This window comes from Pelovirga sp., from assembly GCF_059864205.1.
Window position 1 is genome coordinate 13,577 of sequence record NZ_JCBCBS010000197.1, and the last position, 20,078, is coordinate 33,654.

Annotated in this window: 19 protein-coding genes; 12 read left to right on the forward strand and 7 right to left on the reverse strand. The window is 55.4% G+C overall.

Annotated features, from left to right (window positions below; translation table 11 throughout):
• Positions 1-22: 22 nt before the first annotated feature.
• The 7 genes from AC6F7T_RS12480 to AC6F7T_RS12510 all read right to left on the reverse strand — a co-directional run bounded on the left by AC6F7T_RS12480 (position 23) and on the right by AC6F7T_RS12510 (position 8,646).
• Positions 23-763: an ABC transporter permease subunit gene (locus tag AC6F7T_RS12480; RefSeq protein WP_500719308.1), complete on the reverse strand. Its 741-nt coding sequence runs from the start codon at positions 761-763 to the stop codon at positions 23-25.
• Between the two features lie 85 nt (positions 764-848).
• Complete coding sequence (gene msrA / locus AC6F7T_RS12485) at positions 849-1,307, reverse strand: peptide-methionine (S)-S-oxide reductase MsrA (RefSeq protein ID WP_500719310.1); 459 nt, start codon at positions 1,305-1,307, stop codon at positions 849-851.
• Between the two features lie 55 nt (positions 1,308-1,362).
• Positions 1,363-2,964, reverse strand: coding sequence for a DUF445 family protein (locus tag AC6F7T_RS12490; RefSeq protein ID WP_500719311.1), 1,602 nt, complete (start codon positions 2,962-2,964; stop codon positions 1,363-1,365).
• Positions 2,965-2,984: 20 nt separating this feature from the next.
• Positions 2,985-3,980: a sugar phosphate nucleotidyltransferase gene (locus AC6F7T_RS12495; RefSeq protein ID WP_500719313.1), complete on the reverse strand. Its 996-nt coding sequence runs from the start codon at positions 3,978-3,980 to the stop codon at positions 2,985-2,987.
• A 57-nt stretch (positions 3,981-4,037) separates the two neighbouring features.
• Positions 4,038-5,393 (reverse strand): 30S ribosomal protein S12 methylthiotransferase RimO, encoded by a 1,356-nt coding sequence (rimO, locus tag AC6F7T_RS12500; protein ID WP_500719314.1) that lies wholly within the window; start codon positions 5,391-5,393, stop codon positions 4,038-4,040.
• Positions 5,394-5,609: 216 nt separating this feature from the next.
• Positions 5,610-6,095 carry a YajQ family cyclic di-GMP-binding protein gene (locus AC6F7T_RS12505; protein ID WP_500719316.1) on the reverse strand — a complete coding sequence of 162 codons (486 nt, stop codon included), beginning with the start codon at positions 6,093-6,095 and terminating at the stop codon, positions 5,610-5,612.
• A gap of 160 nt (positions 6,096-6,255) precedes the next feature.
• A complete protein-coding gene (locus tag AC6F7T_RS12510) occupies positions 6,256-8,646 on the reverse strand; it encodes a PBP1A family penicillin-binding protein (RefSeq protein ID WP_500719318.1) in 2,391 nt (796 codons plus the stop codon).
• Positions 8,647-8,859: 213 nt separating this feature from the next.
• On the opposite strand from AC6F7T_RS12510, the gene pyk reads away from it, so the two are divergent.
• The 12 genes from pyk (at position 8,860) to AC6F7T_RS12570 (ending at position 20,069) form a co-directional block, all read left to right on the forward strand.
• A complete protein-coding gene (gene pyk / locus AC6F7T_RS12515) occupies positions 8,860-10,332 on the forward strand; it encodes a pyruvate kinase (RefSeq protein WP_500719319.1) in 1,473 nt (490 codons plus the stop codon).
• Positions 10,326-11,003, forward strand: coding sequence for a 7-cyano-7-deazaguanine synthase QueC (gene queC, locus AC6F7T_RS12520; RefSeq protein WP_500719354.1), 678 nt, complete (start codon positions 10,326-10,328; stop codon positions 11,001-11,003). The genes pyk and queC overlap by 7 nt, the downstream gene beginning before the upstream one ends.
• A 25-nt stretch (positions 11,004-11,028) precedes the next feature.
• Entirely contained in the window at positions 11,029-11,799 is a 771-nt protein-coding gene (folE2, locus tag AC6F7T_RS12525) for a GTP cyclohydrolase FolE2 (protein WP_500719356.1), read from the forward strand.
• Between the two features lie 15 nt (positions 11,800-11,814).
• Positions 11,815-12,519, forward strand: a complete 705-nt coding sequence (locus AC6F7T_RS12530; RefSeq protein WP_500719321.1) for a TIGR04282 family arsenosugar biosynthesis glycosyltransferase — start codon at positions 11,815-11,817, stop codon at positions 12,517-12,519.
• A gap of 71 nt (positions 12,520-12,590) precedes the next feature.
• On the forward strand, positions 12,591-13,268 hold the full coding sequence (gene tolQ / locus AC6F7T_RS12535; protein ID WP_500719322.1) for a protein TolQ: 678 nt from the start codon (positions 12,591-12,593) through the stop codon (positions 13,266-13,268).
• A gap of 1 nt (position 13,269) precedes the next feature.
• Positions 13,270-13,689 carry a protein TolR gene (tolR, locus tag AC6F7T_RS12540; protein ID WP_500719324.1) on the forward strand — a complete coding sequence of 140 codons (420 nt, stop codon included), beginning with the start codon at positions 13,270-13,272 and terminating at the stop codon, positions 13,687-13,689.
• 7 nt (positions 13,690-13,696) lie between these two features.
• Positions 13,697-14,668, forward strand: coding sequence for a TonB family protein (tolA, locus tag AC6F7T_RS12545; protein ID WP_500719325.1), 972 nt, complete (start codon positions 13,697-13,699; stop codon positions 14,666-14,668).
• Entirely contained in the window at positions 14,668-15,966 is a 1,299-nt protein-coding gene (gene tolB, locus AC6F7T_RS12550; RefSeq protein ID WP_500719327.1) for a Tol-Pal system beta propeller repeat protein TolB, read from the forward strand. The genes tolA and tolB overlap by 1 nt, the downstream gene beginning before the upstream one ends.
• 118 nt (positions 15,967-16,084) lie before the next feature.
• Positions 16,085-16,642, forward strand: coding sequence for a peptidoglycan-associated lipoprotein Pal (gene pal / locus AC6F7T_RS12555; protein WP_500719328.1), 558 nt, complete (start codon positions 16,085-16,087; stop codon positions 16,640-16,642).
• Positions 16,643-16,715: 73 nt separating this feature from the next.
• Complete coding sequence (gene ybgF / locus AC6F7T_RS12560; RefSeq protein ID WP_500719330.1) at positions 16,716-17,513, forward strand: tol-pal system protein YbgF; 798 nt, start codon at positions 16,716-16,718, stop codon at positions 17,511-17,513.
• A 93-nt stretch (positions 17,514-17,606) separates the two neighbouring features.
• A complete protein-coding gene (locus tag AC6F7T_RS12565) occupies positions 17,607-19,298 on the forward strand; it encodes a cation:proton antiporter domain-containing protein (protein WP_500719332.1) in 1,692 nt (563 codons plus the stop codon).
• A 12-nt stretch (positions 19,299-19,310) separates the two neighbouring features.
• Positions 19,311-20,069, forward strand: a complete 759-nt coding sequence (locus tag AC6F7T_RS12570; protein WP_500719334.1) for an MBL fold metallo-hydrolase — start codon at positions 19,311-19,313, stop codon at positions 20,067-20,069.
• Positions 20,070-20,078: the final 9 nt, after the last annotated feature.

Consider the following 20,078-nt stretch of genomic DNA (forward strand, 5'->3'; position numbering starts at 1 on the left):
GATGCTCCTTGTCAATTGAAGGTCAACGGGAAGGGAAAAGTTGATATTCAAGGTATCTTACCAGAAGTGTCAACATTAGGGTAACGGCAAGATAAATGGCAGCGACAACAAACCAGATTTCAAAGGTCAAAAAGGTATCGGCAATAATCTGTTGGCCGCGCATGGTCAGGTCGTAGATGGCGATGGTTGATACCAGAGCCGAATCCTTGACCAGGGAAATTCCCTGGCTGGTCAAGGGCGGTATCATCTGGCGCAGGGATTGGGGGAGGATAACGTAGCGATAGGTCTGGGCCCTGTTCATCCCCAGCGAGAAGGATCCCTCCCACTGGCCGGAGGGGATAGCCAGGATACCAGCCCGAATAATTTCCGATGCGTAGGCCCCTTCAAACAGGCTTAAAGCAAGAACTGCGGCAGCAAAGCGTCCCATATCAAGAATCGGAGCGAAAACAAAGTAGATAACAAAAATCTGGATAAGCAGTGGCGTGTTGCGAATCAACTCGAGATAGACGCGGGCGATTGCAGTTGCCATCGGGCTGTTTGACAGACGCATCAGGGCAACAACCAGGCCGATGATTAACGACAGTCCGAGACTGATCGCGACGATTTCGAAGGTGACCCAAAGCCCCAGGAATAGCAGACCGAAGCGCCAACCATCGGAGGTGGTTTCAATCAGGTAGCGCATCACTCGCTGCCATTGCCAATTATAGCCGAGGTTTTCCGCACCGATCACGAGCAGGTAGCCGCTGCCGATCAACAATAGCAAAAAAGCGCTGATCTGGAGCAGATCGGCTATCTTTTTATTTAATCTGAAAGATAAAGAAAAGATATCTAATCCCTTGTTTTTCTTGCTACATTTGTGATTTTTTTTGAATGTAGCGCTGATGATATTCCTCCGCCCGCCAGAAGGTCGTCGCCGGAGCAATCTCGGTGACGACCGGATCGTCATAGCGACCCGAGGCGTCAACAGTCGCTTTCATCTCAGTCGCAAGTTGGTGTTGCTCTGGGTTGTAGTAGAAGATGGCAGAGCGATACTGGCTACCGATATCCCACCCCTGGCGATTGAGGCTGGTGGGGTTGTGCAGAGCAAAAAAGCGCTCGAGCAACTGCTGATAACTGATGCGCGCCGGATCATACTCGAGATCTACCACCTCGGCGTGACCGCCGGCGCCGCTGCAAACCAGTTCGTAGGTGGGGTGCTCGATGCTGCCTCCCATGTAACCAACGTCGGTGCCGATGACACCCTCCAACACACGAAACTTTTCTTCAACACTCCAGAAACATCCGGCAGCAAAGGTTGCCTTGTTCATAAATCTATCCATTTCAAGAATTATAGAGGGTGTCTCGGTTTGTATAGCGAGGGTCTTACAACCCTTGGAGCAGGGTCAATAGCAGCAGATTCGCACAACCGATGAGAAAGCCGAGCAATGCGCCGAACAGGTTGATGTACTTGAACTGCTCTTTCATCACTCCCATCAGCAGGTCTTCGACCTGAAGCAGGTCGAGGCGATTAACCTTGTCTTCGACCATGTGTCGGACATTGAGGGTTTCGACCAGGCGTGGTGCTTCCTGTTTGAGCATCTCTTCCACCAGCCGGCACACGGAGATGTCGATCTCACGGCGCAGATCTTGTGGAAAGCGTTCGGCAATCACGCCAAGGGGCTTCTGATAAACCCATATCTGAGTCTGTTCACTGATCATCCGTTTGAGCACCTGTTGCATCTGTGCTGAGCGCAGGGTTTCAAGCAGCTGATCAGCCATCCGGTCGACTCCCTGGTTGAGTCCGTCGCCAGGTAAGACGGCTGTCAACAGCTCGCTAAAGGGGCGATCCTTGATGCGATCCACGGCACTTTCCGTCAACACCAGCGCCGTATCAATCGTTGAGCGTGATTGTAATCGAGTCACCACCTGTTCACGGATGAACGCCTGAGCTCCGGCGACTTTTGCTGCGGAAATGTTTTCAGTAAAGCTTGCCACCGGGCGATCGAACCATTGGTCGATGCGCTGGTGCAGCAGGGCCGCCATCTGCTCACGGGTACGCGGTTGACGTAACCAGATAGCGATTTCATCGCCGGCGCGATCAAGAAATTCGGGAATTTTTGCATAGATCTTTTTCAGGTCAATAAAGCCGCTGAGCAGGCCGGCGAGCCCGCCCAGAGAATCAAGGAAACCGTCAATCCCTTTCTTTCCCTTTTTCACCAACTGGGCGCGAAAGACCGGATCCTGGAACATGTCGCCAAATTTTTCAATCAGCGGTGGCAGCTCTTTTTCCAGTTGGGCCAGCAGCACCTCGATCAGCTCCGCCGGTAAATGATCACGTAACGGTCGTTTGCTGAACAGCAGTTGCTCGACCTTGCGATCAACGGCGCGACCGACCAGGGCTGAGGTCGCCGGAGATTGGAACAGACGGGTATAGCGGGCATCGAGATGGGATTGCCAGGCGCGGTTGCGCTCCGGGGTCAGCAGGCTGCCAAGGTCGCGCTCAAGCCACTGTTCCCCTTGGTCGCGCAAAAAGCTGCGCAGCTGCTCGGCAAACTGATCGCTGGCGAGATATTTCGATAATAAGCCAGCGAACTTGCTCTGGGCCAGCAGGACAATTTCAGCGAAGCGCCCACGAAAATGCTCCGGTACCAGGCTCGCCAGGGATCCGCTGGGACGATCCAGCAGCTGGCTGAGTTTCTCTGTCACTGTCATCCGTAGTTCGAGTTGAATGGATTCCTTGTCCAGCGCCTGTCCGACATCGCTCGCTGTCAACAGGTGCTCCCCGACCATTTCTCCCATGCGCCGTGCCAGTTCACCGCGTTTAGCTGGAATAATGCCGGGGGTGAGGGGAACGCGCAACCCAAACAGCCGCCACGCCCGTAATGGGCGAAACAGCATACGGATGGCGATATAATTGGTGACGTAACCGATCAGTGCCCCAAGCAGAGGCGGGATCAGATATGGAAGGTAGGACGTTAATTCCATGGTTAAGATGATACCGCTGGTTATTGATCCATCACGATCAGGGAATGGTCGCCGATATTCATGCGCCGTGGCGCCCCGATCAGGGTAACCGAGTCGCCTAACAGCGACTGATTAAGGCTCATGTGGCTGACCTTGCAATCGGCATTGATAATCGAGTCGCTGATCGTACTGAAGTCGACCTCGCTACCGGCAGCCACAGAGACGTGGGGTCCGATAATCGAATGACGGATACGCGCGCCCCGCTCTACATGAACCGGTTCAATCAGCACACAATCATCCACCTCACCATGAATATGGTGACGTCCTTCAAGCAGATAACGATTGGTTTCGAGCAGGGTCTCAGGTTTGCCGCAGTCGAGCCAGGCATCGATCTGCGGAGCCTTGAATTTTTTTCCTTCAGCCATCATGCGCATGAAGACAGCCGGTAGATAATATTCCCCCTTGACCGTATCACCGGCGGCGATGGTAGCCTCGATAGCGGCAATAAAACCGGCACCATCCTTAAGATAATAGAGACCGACCTGGGCTAAACGTGAAACCGGGGTGTCCGGCTTTTCTACCATGTCAACAATGTAGTCGCCATCCATAACGTTGACCCCGAAGCGTTGATAATCTTCGACTTCGCGGGAATAGATGAGGCCATCAGCATCACTACAGAGTTGATCGATCCGGTTCAGGTCGGTAACAAAGATGGTATCGTTGAAGACCACCAGCAGATCATCGCCCGACTGGATGGAAGGCGCTGCCAGGGCAACGGCATGAGCCGGCCCGAGGCGCTGTTGCTGGACCTGATAGCTGCAGCACAGCTCCGGGAAGTGCTCGGCCATGAAGGCTTCAACCTGGGCGCCATTTTCATCAGTGATAAAGATATACTCATCGATATCCAGAACCTTGAGGCGTTCGACGATATGCTCAAGGACGGTTTTGCCGGCCACCTTGACCAGCGATTTGGCTTTGGTGTGGGTGTGGGGACGCAAGCGCGTTCCTTTGCCGGCGACGGGGAGGACGACTTTCATGGCTGTCTCCTTTATTGTAAAAACGAGTGTTCCATTTTGGTGTTGCCGGTTGCTGTGTCATTTGCCTGCAGGGTCGCAGATTTCACCAATAAGATCGTAATCGGAAGAATCGGTAATACGCAACTTCACATAGTCGCCAATATTTGCCTGACCGGCGGTAATCAGGCAGTGGCCATCGATATCCGGGGCCTGGCGGCGGCTGCGCCCTTTTAACAGCAGGTCGGTTTCATCACTGTAGCCTTCGACCAGCACCTCCTCAATCTGACCGATCAGGGCGCGATTTTTCTGGAAGGATACCCGCGCCTGGGCTTTCATCAGGCGCTTGAAACGCGAGGTTTTAGTCTGTGCCGCCACCTGATCAGGCAACTCGGCGGCGCTGGTCCCCTCTTCGCGCGAATAGCGGAATACGCCGACGCGCTCAAAGTGTCCCTCACTGACAAACTGCAGCAGTTTGTCGAACTGCTCACGAGTCTCGCCGGGAAAGCCGACGATGAAGGTGGTCCGCAGGGTCAGTTCGGGAATCCGCTCGCGCATGCGGGTCAGCAGCGCGCGCGTTCTTTCTTCGCCGAGGCGGCGATTCATCTGGTGTAAAATACTGTCATCAATATGCTGCAACGGCAGATCGAGGTAATTACAGATTTTGTCTTCGCCGGCGATCAGGTCGAGGAGTTCGTCGCTGATCCCTTCCGGGTAGGCGTAGAGCAGGCGCAGCCACACCAGACCGTCGATCTTGACCAGTTCGCGCAACAGCCCGGGCAGGGTTGCCCCATCGTTGCGGTCGTGACCGAAAGCGGTGATGTCCTGGGCGATCAGGTTCACTTCCGTGACCCCGTTCGCCACCAGGGAGCGCACCTCGGTCACCACCGAGTCGATACTGCGCGAACGCAAATCACCGCGCAGCTGCGGAATCACACAATAGGAACAGCGGTTGGAACAGCCTTCAGCGATTTTGACGTAGGTGCTGTAAGCCGGCGAGGAATTAACCCGCGGTGTGGTGTGATCATAGAGAAAATCGGGGACGCCGATGGTGCTGCTGGGGGTCGACAGCTGCAGCTGTTGTTCGATCAGTTCAACGATCCTAGCCCCTTCCGAGGTGCCGATGAACAGATCGACCTCGGGTAATTGTTCCTGTAGCTGCTCCTGGTAGCGCTGGGGCAGACAGCCGGCAACGATCAGTAACTTGCAGCGTCCGCTGTGCTTGTGTTCGGCCACCTCGAGGATGGTGTCCACCGATTCTTCCTTGGCATCATTAATAAAGGCACAGGTGTTGACAATAATAATGTCGGCCTGATCCTCTTCGACAACGATGTTGAAACGCTCGGCGGGCAAATGGCCAAGCATGACCTCGGCATCAACGAGATTTTTCGGGCAACCGAGGCTGACCAGACTGACATTGAGTGTATTCACGGACATGCAGATTTCCACCAGCAGAGGTTAACAACAGATTCGACAGAGACTGCCGGAAAGATAAAAAAATCGTAACTATTCAGCTGCTGTCCTTCGCACAGGATCGGGGATCCTGTGCGAAGGGTGTTCGTCGCCATGGACGGCGACAACAAGCGGTCATGGATGACGAAAAGCGTCCCTTGACATAGGATTCTCGATCCTGTGCTGAACAGATACAAAAAATCAGGAGCGCAGATTCTCAAATTGCAGCTCAATCCCTAAGTCCTGCCCCTTGAGGAACTGCATCACTTCCTGCAGATCATCAATTTTTTTGCCGGTAACCCGCACCTGATCTTCCATGATCTGGGCCTGCACTTTGAGCTTGGTGTCCTTGATCAGCTTGACGACTTCCTTGCCTTTTTCCTTGCTGATCCCCTGGATGATGGTGACCCGCACGCGCACGGCACCCGCTGATGCCGGTTCGATTTTGCCGTAGTCAAAACATTTGGGGGACAAACCGCGGCGCACCAGCTTGCCGATGAGGATATCCTTGATCGCTTCGAGCTTGTATTCGTCAGCAGCGAGAATCTTCAGGGCATCCTTTTCCAGTTCCAGTTCGTTGACTGTTCCTTTGAAATCAAAGCGCTGGGTGATCTCCTTGATCGCCTGATTGACGGCATTATCGACCTCCTGCAGATCAACCTTGGAGACAATATCGAAACTTGGCATCTCTTTCCTCCTTGAAAATGACTGAAGATCGGTTTTTTAGATTTACGCATATCCGCAGGGAAATTGACTAAACTGTGGCTTTATAGCACAAAACAGCTTAATGACAATAGCGCTGGAGTGGGCAAAAGAGGTGGATTGTATCGTTATAGAGGGCCGGCGCTTAAAGATCCAGACGAAAAAAGTCGCGTGCCTTGAACTGCGGCTCGCTGCTCATGCGGGTTGGTGCAGTGCCGGGAGAAAAGGCTTCGTAATAAGCATCCTTATAGTCTTCCGCAACGAGTAGACCATTCTGTCGATCGATGGGGAAGAATTCGATGGCGTCCGGAACGGGGAAATGCTCGACCGGATACAGTTTGATCGCTTCCTGCATGAACGCGATCCAGGCCGGCAGGGCGGCACGTCCGCCAGTCTCGCTGCGGCCGAGGGGTTGTTCCTCATCATAGCCAATCCAGGAAACGGCGGCCAGTTGTGGAATATAGCCGACGTACCAGGCGTCTTTCAGGTCATTGGTGGTGCCGGTTTTCCCTGCGGACGGACGATTCAGCACTCGTGCCTGACGCCCGGTGCCGTGTTGGACCACACTTTCCATGATGTTAGTAGTCAGGTAGGCGGTTTCCGGTGAGATCACCCGTCGCGGGGCCTGGCGGATCAGGCGCTGATCGGCGGCCATACCGGTAGCAAAGTCGGTTGGATCGATGGATTCGAGGATGCGCCCGTCCCGGTCGCGGATCCGCGTAATGTAGGTTGGCGGCAAGAGGATGCCGCCACTGGCAAAGACCGTATAGGCCGTGAGCAGTTCCATGGGGGTTACGGCCGTTGAGCCGAGAGCCATGGACAGATCGCGCTGCAGGGGCGTTTCGATTCCCAGTTTCTGAGCATAGCCGGCAGCGTAGCCAACACCAATATCTTCAAGAATTTTGATGGTTACAACATTGCGCGACAGGGCCAGGGCATCGCGGAAGCGGGTTGGCCCATGGAATTTTTCTTCGTAGTTCCGTGGTTTCCACTCTTCTATGTCACCGGTGTCAACAAGCCGGTTTTCGTAGATCAGAGGAGTATCAAGAATAATGCTGGCCGGAGTGTAGCCTCGATCAAGGGCGGCGGCATAAATAAGAGGTTTGAATGCCGAGCCGGGCAGGCGCCGGGCCTGGATCGCCCGATTAAACTGGCTTTTGCCAAAGTCATAACCACCGACCATGGCACGGATCTGACCGGTGCGTGGATCGATGGCGGCAAGGGCCGCCTGGGCCAGAGGTTCCTGCTCCAGTGCCAGTTCCAGCGTTTTGTTAGTGGTATTGAGGATCCGTACATCAATCAGGGCACCAATGGGCAAACGGGTGACGCGACCACCGTCGGCGTTGCCGACCGGTTCGCTATCGCCGGCAACCACTTCAATAGAGCCGGCCCAGTCGCTGGCGCTGATAGAGATGGTACCAGTACGATCGCCGATGTGGCAGAGAATCTGATCACCATCGCGACCGATGACCAGAGCCTGGAATTCTGAACCAGCTTCTAGCCCGGGGTCAGCAAATTCCTCAACCTGAGCGGCTAAAAATTCAGTCTGCGCGGCTGCATCAAGGACAATCTCGACGGGACGAAATCCGCGGCGCTTGTCGTGGGCGCGCAGGTTCTGTTTGACGGCATGCTGCGCTGCCTGTTGCAGTTTGAGGTTAATACTGGTCTCAACCTGGAGGCCGCCGGTATAGAGAAGATCCTCACCGAAGCGCTGTTCAAGATAACGGCGCACCTGTTCGTTGAAATAGGCGGTGACGTCGAGCAGGGTGTTCAGTCGCGGGGTAATCACCACCTCTTCGACCTCTGCGGCAAGCTGCTCGGCCGGGGTGATAAAGCCCTCTTCAAGCATGCGCCCGAGGACATATTTCTGACGATCCATGGCGCGCTGATAATGGCGATAGGGGGAATAGCGGCTCGGCGCCTGGGGGAGCCCGGCGAGAATGGCCGACTCGGCCAGGGTTAATTCTTCAACGCTTTTATCGAAATAGCTGCGGGCAGCCGCTTCGACCCCATAGGAACGGTGACCGAGGTAGATCTGGTTCAGATAGATAGAGAGGATATCTTCCTTGGTCAGGGCCTGCTCCATGCGCCAGGCGAGAATCGCTTCCTTGAATTTACGGGTAAAGGTGCGCTCCGGGGTCAGCAGCATGGTTTTGGCCACTTGCTGGGTAATGGTGCTGCCCCCCTGGGAAATACCTCCCGCTTTAATATTGTTGATGGCGGCGCGCATAATAGAGACAAAATCGATTCCCTGGTGCTTGAAAAAGGCGGCATCTTCGGCGGCAACAAATGCCTGGACCAGGGTTTTCGGTATTTTATCGTAGGACACCAAAAAACGTCGTTCGCGGGAATATTCGGCAATCACCGTGCCGTCGTCAGCATAAATGGTGGTAATCAGTGGCGGACGATAGTCTGCCAGTGAGTCGACCTGCGGCAAGGTTGCGGAAATATAAAAGTAGGCACCGAGCAGTACCGCAATGACCAGCAGGGGTGTGGCGAGAACAACGAAAAAAAGGTATGTTAGCAGACGCTTCATGTTATTGTTATAGACTTGTATGCAAAAAATTGGTTTTGTTGGCCGGCACCTATGTGACCACCGAAAGATCAATGCGAATATATACCATGGGTGTCTGGGGGGAGCAACAGGATCCGGCAGGTTAGTATCCGGCGGTTATCAGGGATTCCAGGTTGCAGCCACTGCGATTTTTTGCAATAGACATAATATTAGTACTTTGTGTTGGAGGAACAGATGTATCGACATACCAAAATTGTTGCCACGGTAGGGCCGTCCTGTGGTGAGCGTGAGCAGCTCGAAAACCTGCTCAAAGCCGGGGTAGATGTGTTCCGGTTGAATTTTTCCCACGGTGAACTGGAGCAGAAAAGTGTCTGGATTGATCAGATTCGTGAACTTTCGATATTACACCGCAAGGCAGTATCGATCCTTGGTGATCTTCAGGGGCCGAAAATTCGTACCGGCATGATGCGCGGCGGTGCCCAGACCCTGACTCGTGGCCAGGAGGTGATCGTCACCACTGTTGACGTTGAAGGGAGTGACGGCATCATCCCGACCAACTATCAGGATCTGCCCGGTGACGTCAAGACCGGTGATCGGATTTTGCTGGATGACGGACAGCTGGAACTCGAAGTGGTGCGCAGCAATGGTGTAGAGGTTCATTGTGTGGTAAAGCAGGGGGGGCAACTAAAAGACCGCAAAGGGATCAACCTGCCCGGCGTCAAGGTCTCGACCCCGGCTCTGACCGCCAAAGATTACGTTGATCTTGAGTTTGCCATCGCCCAGGAACTCGACTGGGTGGCCCTGTCCTTTGTGCGCACGGCGGAAGAGATCTGTCAGCTCAAACAGATTATTTTTGATCACCATTCCCCGATTCGGGTGATTGCCAAAATTGAAAAACCGGAAGCGGTAGCCAACTTCAGCGACATTCTCGCGGCTACCGACGGAGTGATGGTAGCGCGCGGTGATCTCGGGGTTGAACTGCCTTCAGAGCAGGTGCCGTTGATCCAAAAGGGGATTATCCGCCAGTGCAATGAAGCCGGCAAGCCGGTGATTACCGCTACCCAGATGCTCGAAAGCATGATCGGCAATCCGCGTCCGACCCGCGCCGAAACCTCCGATGTTGCCAATGCCATTCTCGATGGAACCGATGCGGTGATGCTGTCGGGGGAAACTGCAGCCGGTCTGTTTCCGGTGGCCGCGGTTGAGGTGATGAACCGCATCGCCCATGATGTCGAAGCCGACCAGAACCTGAATCCACGACGCTCCTTCAAGCTCGAGCATGCGACGGTTCACCAGAATATCCCTGATGTCATTGGTCAGGGGGCCTGCCAGGCGGCGGAGCATGTGGGCGCAGCGGCAATCCTCGCCTTTACCCAGACCGGCAGTACCGCGACCCTGGTGGCCAAGTACCGCCCTTCCCTGCCGATTTATGCGGTGACGCCGACCCAACAGGTGCGTCGCCATCTCGCCTTGTATCGCGGCGTCAGCTCCCTGCGCGTAGATATTCAGGGGGATACGGAAGCGCAGATTGCCTCGGTTGAGAAAGTCGTACTTGAAAAAGGGCTGTTAAAGCCCGGCGATGTGGTGGTGATTACCATGGGTAGCCCGGTGTCAGCCCCCGGAACTACCAATCTGCTGAAGATTCATCGCCTCGGTACGGGCAACTTTTATGAGGTGCATGGCGCACCTTATCGGGTGACATCATGAAAAAGGCCGTCGTCCTTTATAGTGGTGGCCTCGATTCAACCACCTGCATGGCCATCGCCAAAGAGCAGGGGTTTACTCCCTATGCCTTGAGCTTCAACTATGGTCAGCGTCATGCCGTTGAGCTGGAAAAGGCGCGCAAATATGCGCCGCTGATCGGTGCCGTCAAACATCTGGTGATTGATATCGATATGCGTCTGGTGGGGGGAAGCGCTTTGACGGCCGATATTGCCGTTCCCAAGGATGCCCCGGCGAAGGGTGGCATTCCGGTTACCTACGTGCCGGCGCGCAACACCATTTTCCTTTCCTTTGCCCTGGGTTGGGCCGAGGTGTTGGGAGCTGGTGATATCTATATCGGGGTCAATTCCTTGGATTATTCCGGATATCCCGACTGCCGTCCGGAATTTATCTGCGCTTTTCAGGAACTGGCCAATCTGGCCACCAAGGCCGGGGTTGAGGGGCAAGGCTACCGCATTCAGGCACCGCTGATCGATCTGACCAAGGGGGAGATTATTCGTTGTGGTCTTGACCTTGGTGTTGATTACCGCCTGACCCATTCCTGCTACGACCCGACCCCGGCGGGGCTGTCCTGCGGCCACTGTGATTCATGCCGATTACGCTTGAAAGGCTTCGCCGAAATCAACCAGGAGGATCCACTGACCTATGCATCCTGATCACTCATTTCTCATGCGCCGGCAGATGCCCGATCTGCAGCAGAGCCCCGACGAGCGCCGAATTCCCATTGACAAGGTTGGTGTCAAGGATATTCGTTATCCAATTGTTGTTCAGGATAAATATCGCGAGCGCCAGTACACAGTAGCGCGGGTCAATATGTATGTTGATTTGCCGGCGCACTTTAAAGGCACCCACATGAGCCGTTTTATTGAGGTACTTAACCTCTATCACGGCGAGATCAGTACTGATAATATTGAGACCATCCTGGTGGAGATGAAAAACCGCCTGGGCGCTGATCGTGCCCATCTGGAGCTCGACTTTCCCTATTTTATTGAAAAGCGCGCGCCGGTGTCAGGTGCCCGCGGGCTGCTCGAATACCAGTGTCGCATGATCGGCACCCTGGCGCAGGACTTTGATTTCATGCTTGAGGCGCGGGTCCCTGTGACCTCCCTGTGCCCCTGTTCCAAGGAAATCAGTGAGCGTGGAGCCCACAACCAGCGCAGCCTGGTGACGGTGCGCGTACGTTACCGGGAGCATATCTGGCTCGAGGATCTCATCCGCTGGGTCGAGGAATGTGCCAGTTGTGAGGTCTATGCTTTGCTCAAACGCGAAGATGAAAAGGCGGTGACCGAACGTGCTTACGACAACCCGATGTTTGTTGAGGACATGGTGCGGGCGGTGACCGAAAAGCTGGCCGCGGTGGAGCAGATTGGTTGGTTCAGTATCCAGTGTGAGAATTTTGAGTCGATTCACAACCATTCGGCCTATGCCATGGTTGAGCGCGCGGCACGGTGATCTGTGGATAAGCCTGTGGAAAAAGTGGATAAGTGCCATTCCGACGCGACAAAAAAGCGGATTTTAGGGGTTTTTGCCAAGCAACCGATACCCGGCATGGTCAAGACCCGTCTTTGTCCACCCCTGACGCCTGAGCAGGCTGCGGACCTCTATCGGGTGTGCCTGCAGGAAACGGTAACGCGCATGCGCACACTGTCCAACTGCGAGCTGGCCATCTGCTACAGTGGCGAGGCAAGCTGGTTTGCCACAAATTTTCCCGGCATTACCCTGGTGCCCCAGCGCGGCTGCGATCTGGGCGCGCGCATGGCACAGTGTTTGTCAGACTGGCTTAGCGCAGGTTATGCAGCAGCAGTGCTGATCGGCAGCGATGCCCCTGATCTGCCGTTGGAACGGATCGAACAGGCCTTCAGCGCCCTGGAGGGTGCCGATCTGGTTCATGGCCCGGCCCTCGATGGCGGTTTTTATCTGGTCGGTGAAACGACCCACCATGCGCAGCTGTTCCAGGAAATGACCTGGAGTACCGGTGAGGTTCTTGAACAAACCCTGGCCAAAGCAACTCAACTGGGGTTGCGTTCGATACTGCTCGAGCCATGGGATGATCTTGATGATCTGCCCGCCCTGTTGCGTCTGGTGACACGCACGCCCCACTCGTCAACAGCGATTCATATCAAAAAGGGGCTAAAACACAGTCCCGATACCGTCGTCGACAACTTGACTTGAAGAGATGCGCTGCCGGATAATCCAGCGGCAAAAATCTGACAAACATCTACATAAAAACAGGAGAGTCTCCCTTGCTCGAACTCGTATTAAGTTCCGGACCGGTGGTTAAAAGTGTCCTGATTATTCTGGTATATTTTTCCCTGGTGTCCTGGGCGATCATTTTTTACAAACTGGCGGTTGTGCGTAAAGCCATGGCCGAGACCGACCGCTTCCTCGATTTTTTCTGGAGCAAGAAGCGTTTTGATCTGATCGGCCAGGGGGTCAAGGAATTCAGCAATTCCCCTGTCGCCAGCCTCTTCCGTGAGGGGTATCATGAATTGCTGCAACTGAAAAAACGCCCGGCTGATGAAACAGCAGCAGAAGAATTCACCAGCCGCATGCCGAGTACCGACATCGTCGCCCGTGCCCTGCGCCGTGCGACGACCCAGGAAACCCAGCGGCTGGAAAAATACCTGACCTTTCTTGCCACCACCGGCTCCATTACCCCCTTTATCGGTCTGTTTGGTACGGTCTGGGGGATTATGGATGCCTTTCACGGCATCGGTCAGACCGGTAGCGCCTCCCTGGCGGTTGTCGCCCCGGGTATTTCTGAAGCTCTGGTCGCTACCGCCATTGGCCTGGCGGCGGCGATTCCGGCGGTTATCGGCTACAATCACTTCCTCAACAAGGTTAATGAACTGATTGGTGAAATGGACAATTTCAGCCAGGAATTTTTGAACATTCTCGAGCGCATGGAGCGGGGCAAATAGCATGGATGTCAGACGTAGCGGTCCCCGCCGCAGCGCCATGGCGCATATCAACGTCACCCCCTTTGTCGATGTCATGCTGGTGCTGCTGATTATCTTCATGGTCACCGCGCCGATGCTCGATCAGGGGCTCGAGATCGATCTGCCTCAGGTTCAGCAGACTCCCGGATTGCCGGCGGATATTGAGCCGATGGTGGTGGTGCTGCAGCGCAACGGCCAGATCAGTGTTGATCGGGCTGACGTTGAGGGGATCGGCAGTCTTGAGCGGGTTGTCCGCCAGGCGCTGCAGAATCGTCCCGATCTGCAGGTATTTCTCGAAGCGGATCAGACTGTTGCCTATGGACTGGTGGTGCAGGTAATGGCAGCCATCAAACAGGCCGGGGTCGACAAGCTGGGGATGGTTACCCGTTTGCCGGAAGACTGAATCTGCCATGACGCCTTTGCGTTCTAACCGAAAGTACAGCCGTCCGCCGCGACTGGAAACCGACTTTTTCAAAATGCTGGGTGTGTCGGTGTTGCTCCATCTGCTGCTGGTTGCTTTCTATATGACCCCTTTTTTTCAGCGTGCCCCGGTTGCTGCACCGCCGGTGTACCGGGTTAATCTGGTCAATGCACCGGTATTGGATCCGCAGGCCGGTCGCCCCGAAGCAGCACCGCAACCACCGGCACCGGAACCGGCCCCTACTGCTGCGCTGCGGAAACCGGAGCCGATTCCTGAACCCGCGCCTGAACCCGAAGCGGAATTGATTCCCGGGCCGAACCCGGAAGAACTGGAACGAGAGCGCCTGGCTGCGGAGCAGCGCAAGCGCGATGAAGCTGAGAAGAAACGTCTGGCTGAAGAACAACGTAAGCGCGATGAAGCCCAGAAACGTCGACTTGCCGAGGAGCAACGCAAGCGTGAGGAAGCTGAACGTCAGCGCCTGGCCGAACAGCAGCGCCGGCTGGAAGATCGCGGGCGTGAGCAGCGGTTGGCGGAAATGGCGGCGCAACGCCAACGGGAAGAGGATGAGCGCGAGCGCCAGGCGCGTCTTGATGCGTTGCGGGCAGCTGCACGAGCGCAGGCTGAGGCACCCCAGTCTCCCATTGCCAACGCACCGGTCGGTATGCCCGACGGTCGCGGCAGTGAGGCCGGGGTCAGTGCCCCCGCCTATGTCCAGGAATTTATCCGTCAAAACTGGAACTTCCCACGCGGTCTGGCAGTCGGTAATCCGGAGGCGGTGGTTCGTGTCACCTACAATGCGGCCGGCACCCGAACCAGTTTCAGCTGGGTGAGTCGCTCCGGCCATGCCGCCTTTGATGAATCCCTGGTGCGTGCCCTGACCCGTTCCCAGCAACTGCCCCAGCCGTTGCCCCAGACCATGGAGTTCACCATTACCTTCAATCTCAAGGAGATGCTGGATTGATGAAGTTATTGTTGCGTCTGTTTATCGTTATTTTTCCAACCCTGATCTTTGCCGGTCCCGCTGTTGCCAGCCGTATCGAGATCAGTTCGCCCGGGCAGCAGGCGATTCCTCTGGCCCTGACCCGGATTCTGCCGATAACCACAGCCCATCCGGAGATTGCCGCAGAGTTTGATCGCGTGCTGGAATACGACCTGGAATTTTCCGGGCTCTTTCGTTTTATTGACCCCGCTGCATTTTTAAGTGATGCCAGGCAGCTTGGCCTGCAACGCAGCGATGTCAATTTCCCCCAATGGCGTGTCCTTGGTAGCGAGTTGCTGATCAAGGGGGGCTACCAGCTCAGTGGCGAGCAGTTGACTGTAGATATGCGCCTTTACGATGTTACCAGTCAACGGCTGCTCACCGGTCGGCGCTATGTCGGTCAGCGCAACGATGTGCGCAAGATCGCTCATACCTTTGCCGATCAGGTGTTAGAGCAGTTAACCGGCGAAAGCGGGCCTTTTGCCACCAAAATTGCCTATGTTTCCGAACAGACCGGGAACAAGGAACTCTATCTGATGGATGTTGACGGTCATGGTGCGGTGCGTTTGACCGATCATCGCTCGATCGTTTTGAATCCCGATTTTTCACCGACCCGCAAAGAGCTGACTTTTACTTCTTACCAGCAGGAAAACCCCGACCTGTTCCGCAAGGAAGTGTACACCGGCCAGGAATCGCGCCTGTCGTTCCAGCAGGGGCTGAATATCAGCGGCCGTTACAGCCCGGATGGACGGCAGATTGCTTTGACCCTGTCAAAAGACGGCAATGCCGAGATCTATCTGATCGGTACCGATGGTACCCTGTTGCGGCGCCTGACCAACCACTACGCCATTGATGTTGACCCTTCCTGGGGGCCGGACGGTAATCGTATCGCTTTTGTCTCGGATCGGCTTGGCAATCCCCACATTTTTATCGTTGACATTCACACCCGCGAGGTACGGCGGTTGACCTATGACGGGCGCTACAATGCCACTCCGGCGTGGAATCCGAAGAGCGAGCGGATTGTCTTTTCACGTATGGAAAATGGGATCTTCAACCTCTTCACTATTAATCCTGACGGCAGTGACGAGCGGCAAGTCACCTTTGGTGGCGGTAGCAAGGAGCATCCACGCTGGAGCCCCGACGGACGCTTTCTGGTCTATTCCCATGATGATGGCCGCGGAAAATCGCTGTGGATGATGCGCGCCGATGGCAGTGGCGCCAGGCGCATTGCCGCTGCCGGTGACCGGGCGTCGCATCCAGCCTGGTCAGGGCGCTGGTAATTTGCCGATCAAGCGATCATTGTTGTTTTTCTATAGCGTTATTGTATAATGCTATCTTTGATTAATTATAAAATAGCTTTATCATCATTTCTCGCATATGCGAAAGGAGCGGTTGGGTATGAAATTTTTGTCTGTTGTTCGTTTGTTGGTTGTTGTTTCTGCTGTGATGTTTATTAGTGTCGGGTGTGCCAAGCAACCCGTTGTTGAGGAAACTGTTCCGGCACAGCCGACCCAGGTTGTTGTTGAGCAACCGGTACGTGCGGTGCAGGAAACGCCCATTACTGATACCCGTGTGGCTTTGACTGCTGAAGAAGCCGCTGCCGAGGCGCGCCGCGCCGCCGCTGCCGGGTTGCAGCGCATTCACTTTGATTTCGACCGATCCGACCTGACCGAAGAGGCCAAGCAGATTCTGGTTAACAATGCCGGTCTGTTGCGTGCCGCTCCCCAGGTCAATGTGCTGATCGAAGGGCATACCGATGAGCGTGGCTCCGATGAATACAACCTGGCACTGGGTGAGCGTCGTGCCATTTCTGCCCGCAATTTCCTGGTTTCCCTCGGGGTTGGCGCAGATCGTCTGCGGATCATCTCCTACGGCGAGGAAATGCCCATCGCCTTGGAGCGCAACGAGGAAGGCTGGGCCAAGAATCGTCGGGCAGAATTCAAGATTTCCCGCTAATATGTCCATTTGACGGACCAAGGCCGCCCATTGTCATGATGAGCGGCCTTTTTAGTTGCAGCAGGAGGAAAAAATGCGTTTAGCCTTGGCTATAATGCTGATGTTATTGATAGGCGGCTGTGTCCCCCCGAGCCAGACCCAGCTGCGTATGGAAATGGACCTCGAACAGATGAAGCGACGGCTGGCGCAACTGGAAGTTCAGCAGTCTGAGACGGCGCAGGCAGAAGTAACAGATGGCACCGGCTTGCAGCGACAGGTGGCGGAAATGCAGGCAGGCCTCGATAACATGCGCGTCGAGTTTCATTCGGTTAATGGCTTAATTGACGATCTGGGGCGACAGCAGCGCGATCTTGCCCAGGAGCTGCGCCTGATTCAGGATGATTTGAACCTGCAGGTCGATTCCCTGACCAGTCGCATTGAGGAACTGGAGGCTGGGGGCGTAACGGCTGCTGCAGCAAGCGCCGCGCCGGTACAACCGCAAATAGCGCAAATACCGCAGCAGACTCCGGAACAGCAGTATGAGCAAGCCTTGCGGCTGATCCTTGATGGTAGCGACTTTGTCCGTGGTCGCAATCAGATGGAGGCTTTTGCCCGGAATCATCCGCATCACGATCTCTATGTCAATGCCCTCTACTGGACGGGCGAAGCCATGTATGGTGACAAAAAATTTGAGCTGGCGATCCTCCAGTTTCAGGATGTGATCAGCCGTTATCCGCGCCACAGTAAAACGCCGGATGCTCTGTACAAACAAGCGTTGGCCTTTAATGCCCTCGGCGACGGGCAGAACGCCAGGGCGACCATGCGCAAACTGATCGATAGCTACCCTGCCAGTGAGCAAGCCAAAGCTGCCGAGCGGTTTCTGCAGAATTGAAGATTGTTCTCACGGTTCAGTTAAATAACAGTGGAGCAGAAAAGGGCAGCCACAGGCTGCCCTTTTCTGTCCCTTAACGCTGAGATTGGCTGCATGTCCCAACTCTCCCACACTGAGATCACCGCTCTGTTTCTGGCTCTTGGAGTGCTGCTTGCCTCTGCCCGATTATTGGGGGAATTGGCGCGCGCCAGTGGCCTGCCTGCCGTGCTCGGCGAAATAACGGCCGGTATATTGTGGGGGCCAACGGTATTCGGGACCTTGTTTCCGCACTGGAGTGCTTTTCTTTTTCCCCTGTCCGGCGGCGGTGCCCTGGCTTTTGACGGGCTGATTACCCTGGCGATTACCTTGTTTCTTCTGGTGGCAGGGATGGAGATTGACCTGTCAACGGTGTGGCGTCAGGGCAAGGTTGCGCTTTATGTCGCTTTGCTGGGGATGTTTTTCCCTTTCGCATTTGGTTTTATGGCAGGCTGGTGGGCACCGGGATTGCTCGGCTTCCAGCAGGGGGCTCACCCTCTCGCTTTCGCCATGTTTATGGCAACAGTCCTCTCCATTTCAGCTTTGCCGATCATTGCCAAGATTCTCATGGATCTCAACATTTACCGCAGTGATCTGGGGGTTACGATCATTGCGGCCGCGGTTTTCAACGATTTGCTCGGTTGGCTGGTTTTTGCCGTGGTGCTGGGCATGCTCGGTGTCGGGCAGGTGATGCCCCTGGGTTATACTATCGGCATGACCCTGGTCTTTGTGCTGGTCATGATCATGGTGATGCCGCTACTGCTCAATCATCTTCTCCCCTGGGTTCAGGCCCACAGCAGTTGGCCGGGCGGCATCCTCGGTTTTGCCCTTTCCTTCTGCTTGCTGGCTGCCGCTTTTACCGAATGGATCGGTATTCACGCCATTTTCGGGTCGTTTCTTGCGGGTGTCGCCCTGGGTGATTCAAAACATCTGAACGAACGTACCCGCACCACCATCGAACAGTTTGTCTCATTCATTTTTGCCCCGCTGTTTTTTGCCAGCATCGGATTAAGGGTCAACTTTGTCGACAACTTTAATCTGTGGTTGACGCTGGTGATCCTGTTGCTGGCCATGTCCGGCAAAATACTCGGAAGCACCCTGGGGGCGCGTCTGGGCGGACTGCCAATGCGCGAATCCCTGGGCGTCAGTTTTGGCATGAGTGCGCAAGGCACCATGGGGATTATTCTGGGTGTGCTGGCCTTGCAATTTGAGTTGATTTCCCAGGAGGTGTTTGTCAGTCTGGTGGTGATGGCTCTGGTCACCTCGTTACTCAGCGGGCCACTGATGCAGCAGGTACTGCGACTGAAAAAAGCCAGACGTTTTGTGAATTTTTTTCCACCGCAAGGCTTTATCCTCCGGCTCGATTCAAGCGACCGCTGGGCGGCCATTCATGAACTCGCCAAACTGGCCGGTCCCTTGACAGATAAAAAGTCCGAAGAAATTACCCGGGCGGTGTATGCCCGGGAAAAAATGATGTCGACCGGTATTGGCCAGGGGGTCGCTGTTCCGCATGCCCGCCTGGCGGGGCTGAGCGAGCCGCTGGTTCTGGTTGGATTGTCACGCGCCGGCATCGATTTTGATGCGCCGGATGCGGTTCCCGCCAAGGTGATATTTCTGATTCTCGCCCCCCATGATGATGACGGCGTGCAGCTGGAAATCCTTGCTGATATCGCGGCAACCTTCAAGGTTGGCGAAATCCGCGAAAAAGTTAGCGATGTCAACAATTATGTCGAGTTTCTCGCTCTGGTGCGTAGTGCGCGCGGGCAATGAACGGATTCGTTGATGACCAACGTCACTCCCATTGAACTGATCGTCACCTGTGTCGGCAGCGGCGATGCCTTCCATTCCGGTGGTCGCTTGCACAGCTGCTATCATCTTACTTGGGGCGAAGCACAGTTTCTCCTCGACTGCGGCGCATCCAGCCCGGCCGGTTTTATGCGCTGCGGCATCCACGCCGACCAACTTGATGTGGTGATCGTCAGTCATCTTCACGGCGATCACTTTGGCGGCATCCCTTATCTGCTGCTGGCCGGTAAATATCTGCACCGCCGTACCCGTCCGCTGCTTTGCATTGGTCCGGAAGGTCTGCAGCAGCGGGTTGAACAGGTATTCAATGCCCTTTATCCGGGAGTCCTCGCAGATGGTCTCGGTTTTGCGGTCACTTACCGGGTTCTGGATTCTGCTGCGGCAGTTGCTGTTCAGGGTGCCCGCATCAGCTGCGTGCCGGTTGTCCACGGCGGTGGCGCGCAGGCGTTGGGGATCCGGGTTGAGATCGGCGGACGCAGCGTCAGTTACAGCGGTGATACTGAATGGACCGAGCAGTTGCCGTTGCTGGCACAGGGCAGCGATCTGTTTGTCTGCGAATGTTTCAGTTATGACCAGCCGACTCCAGGTCACCTCGATTATGTCACCCTGCTGCGTGAGAAAGAGCGTTTTTCCACCCAAAGGCTGGTGCTGAGCCATCTCGGACCGCAGTTGCTGGAGCGCGCCGATCAGCTGGAGCTGGAGTTGCTGTACGATGGTGCGCGGCTCTGGTTATGAGCGCGGTCA

Bases quoted from the DNA above. Each gene is read 5' to 3' on its own strand.
- AC6F7T_RS12490 (WP_500719311.1), bottom strand. From the start codon at position 2,964: ATGGAATTAACGTCCTACCTTCCATATCTGATCCCGCCTCTGCTTGGG.
- tolR (WP_500719324.1), top strand. From the start codon at position 13,270: ATGGATGTCAGACGTAGCGGTCCCCGCCGCAGCGCCATGGCGCATATC.
- AC6F7T_RS12510 (WP_500719318.1), bottom strand. From the start codon at position 8,646: ATGAAGCGTCTGCTAACATACCTTTTTTTCGTTGTTCTCGCCACACCC.
- AC6F7T_RS12495 (WP_500719313.1), bottom strand. From the start codon at position 3,980: ATGAAAGTCGTCCTCCCCGTCGCCGGCAAAGGAACGCGCTTGCGTCCC.
- AC6F7T_RS12505 (WP_500719316.1), bottom strand. From the start codon at position 6,095: ATGCCAAGTTTCGATATTGTCTCCAAGGTTGATCTGCAGGAGGTCGAT.
- tolB (WP_500719327.1), top strand. From the start codon at position 14,668: ATGAAGTTATTGTTGCGTCTGTTTATCGTTATTTTTCCAACCCTGATC.
- AC6F7T_RS12570 (WP_500719334.1), top strand. From the start codon at position 19,311: ATGACCAACGTCACTCCCATTGAACTGATCGTCACCTGTGTCGGCAGC.
- folE2 (WP_500719356.1), top strand. From the start codon at position 11,029: ATGCCCGATCTGCAGCAGAGCCCCGACGAGCGCCGAATTCCCATTGAC.
- rimO (WP_500719314.1), bottom strand. From the start codon at position 5,393: ATGTCCGTGAATACACTCAATGTCAGTCTGGTCAGCCTCGGTTGCCCG.
- msrA (WP_500719310.1), bottom strand. From the start codon at position 1,307: ATGAACAAGGCAACCTTTGCTGCCGGATGTTTCTGGAGTGTTGAAGAA.
- pal (WP_500719328.1), top strand. From the start codon at position 16,085: ATGAAATTTTTGTCTGTTGTTCGTTTGTTGGTTGTTGTTTCTGCTGTG.
- AC6F7T_RS12565 (WP_500719332.1), top strand. From the start codon at position 17,607: ATGTCCCAACTCTCCCACACTGAGATCACCGCTCTGTTTCTGGCTCTT.
- pyk (WP_500719319.1), top strand. From the start codon at position 8,860: ATGTATCGACATACCAAAATTGTTGCCACGGTAGGGCCGTCCTGTGGT.
- tolA (WP_500719325.1), top strand. From the start codon at position 13,697: ATGACGCCTTTGCGTTCTAACCGAAAGTACAGCCGTCCGCCGCGACTG.
- ybgF (WP_500719330.1), top strand. From the start codon at position 16,716: ATGCGTTTAGCCTTGGCTATAATGCTGATGTTATTGATAGGCGGCTGT.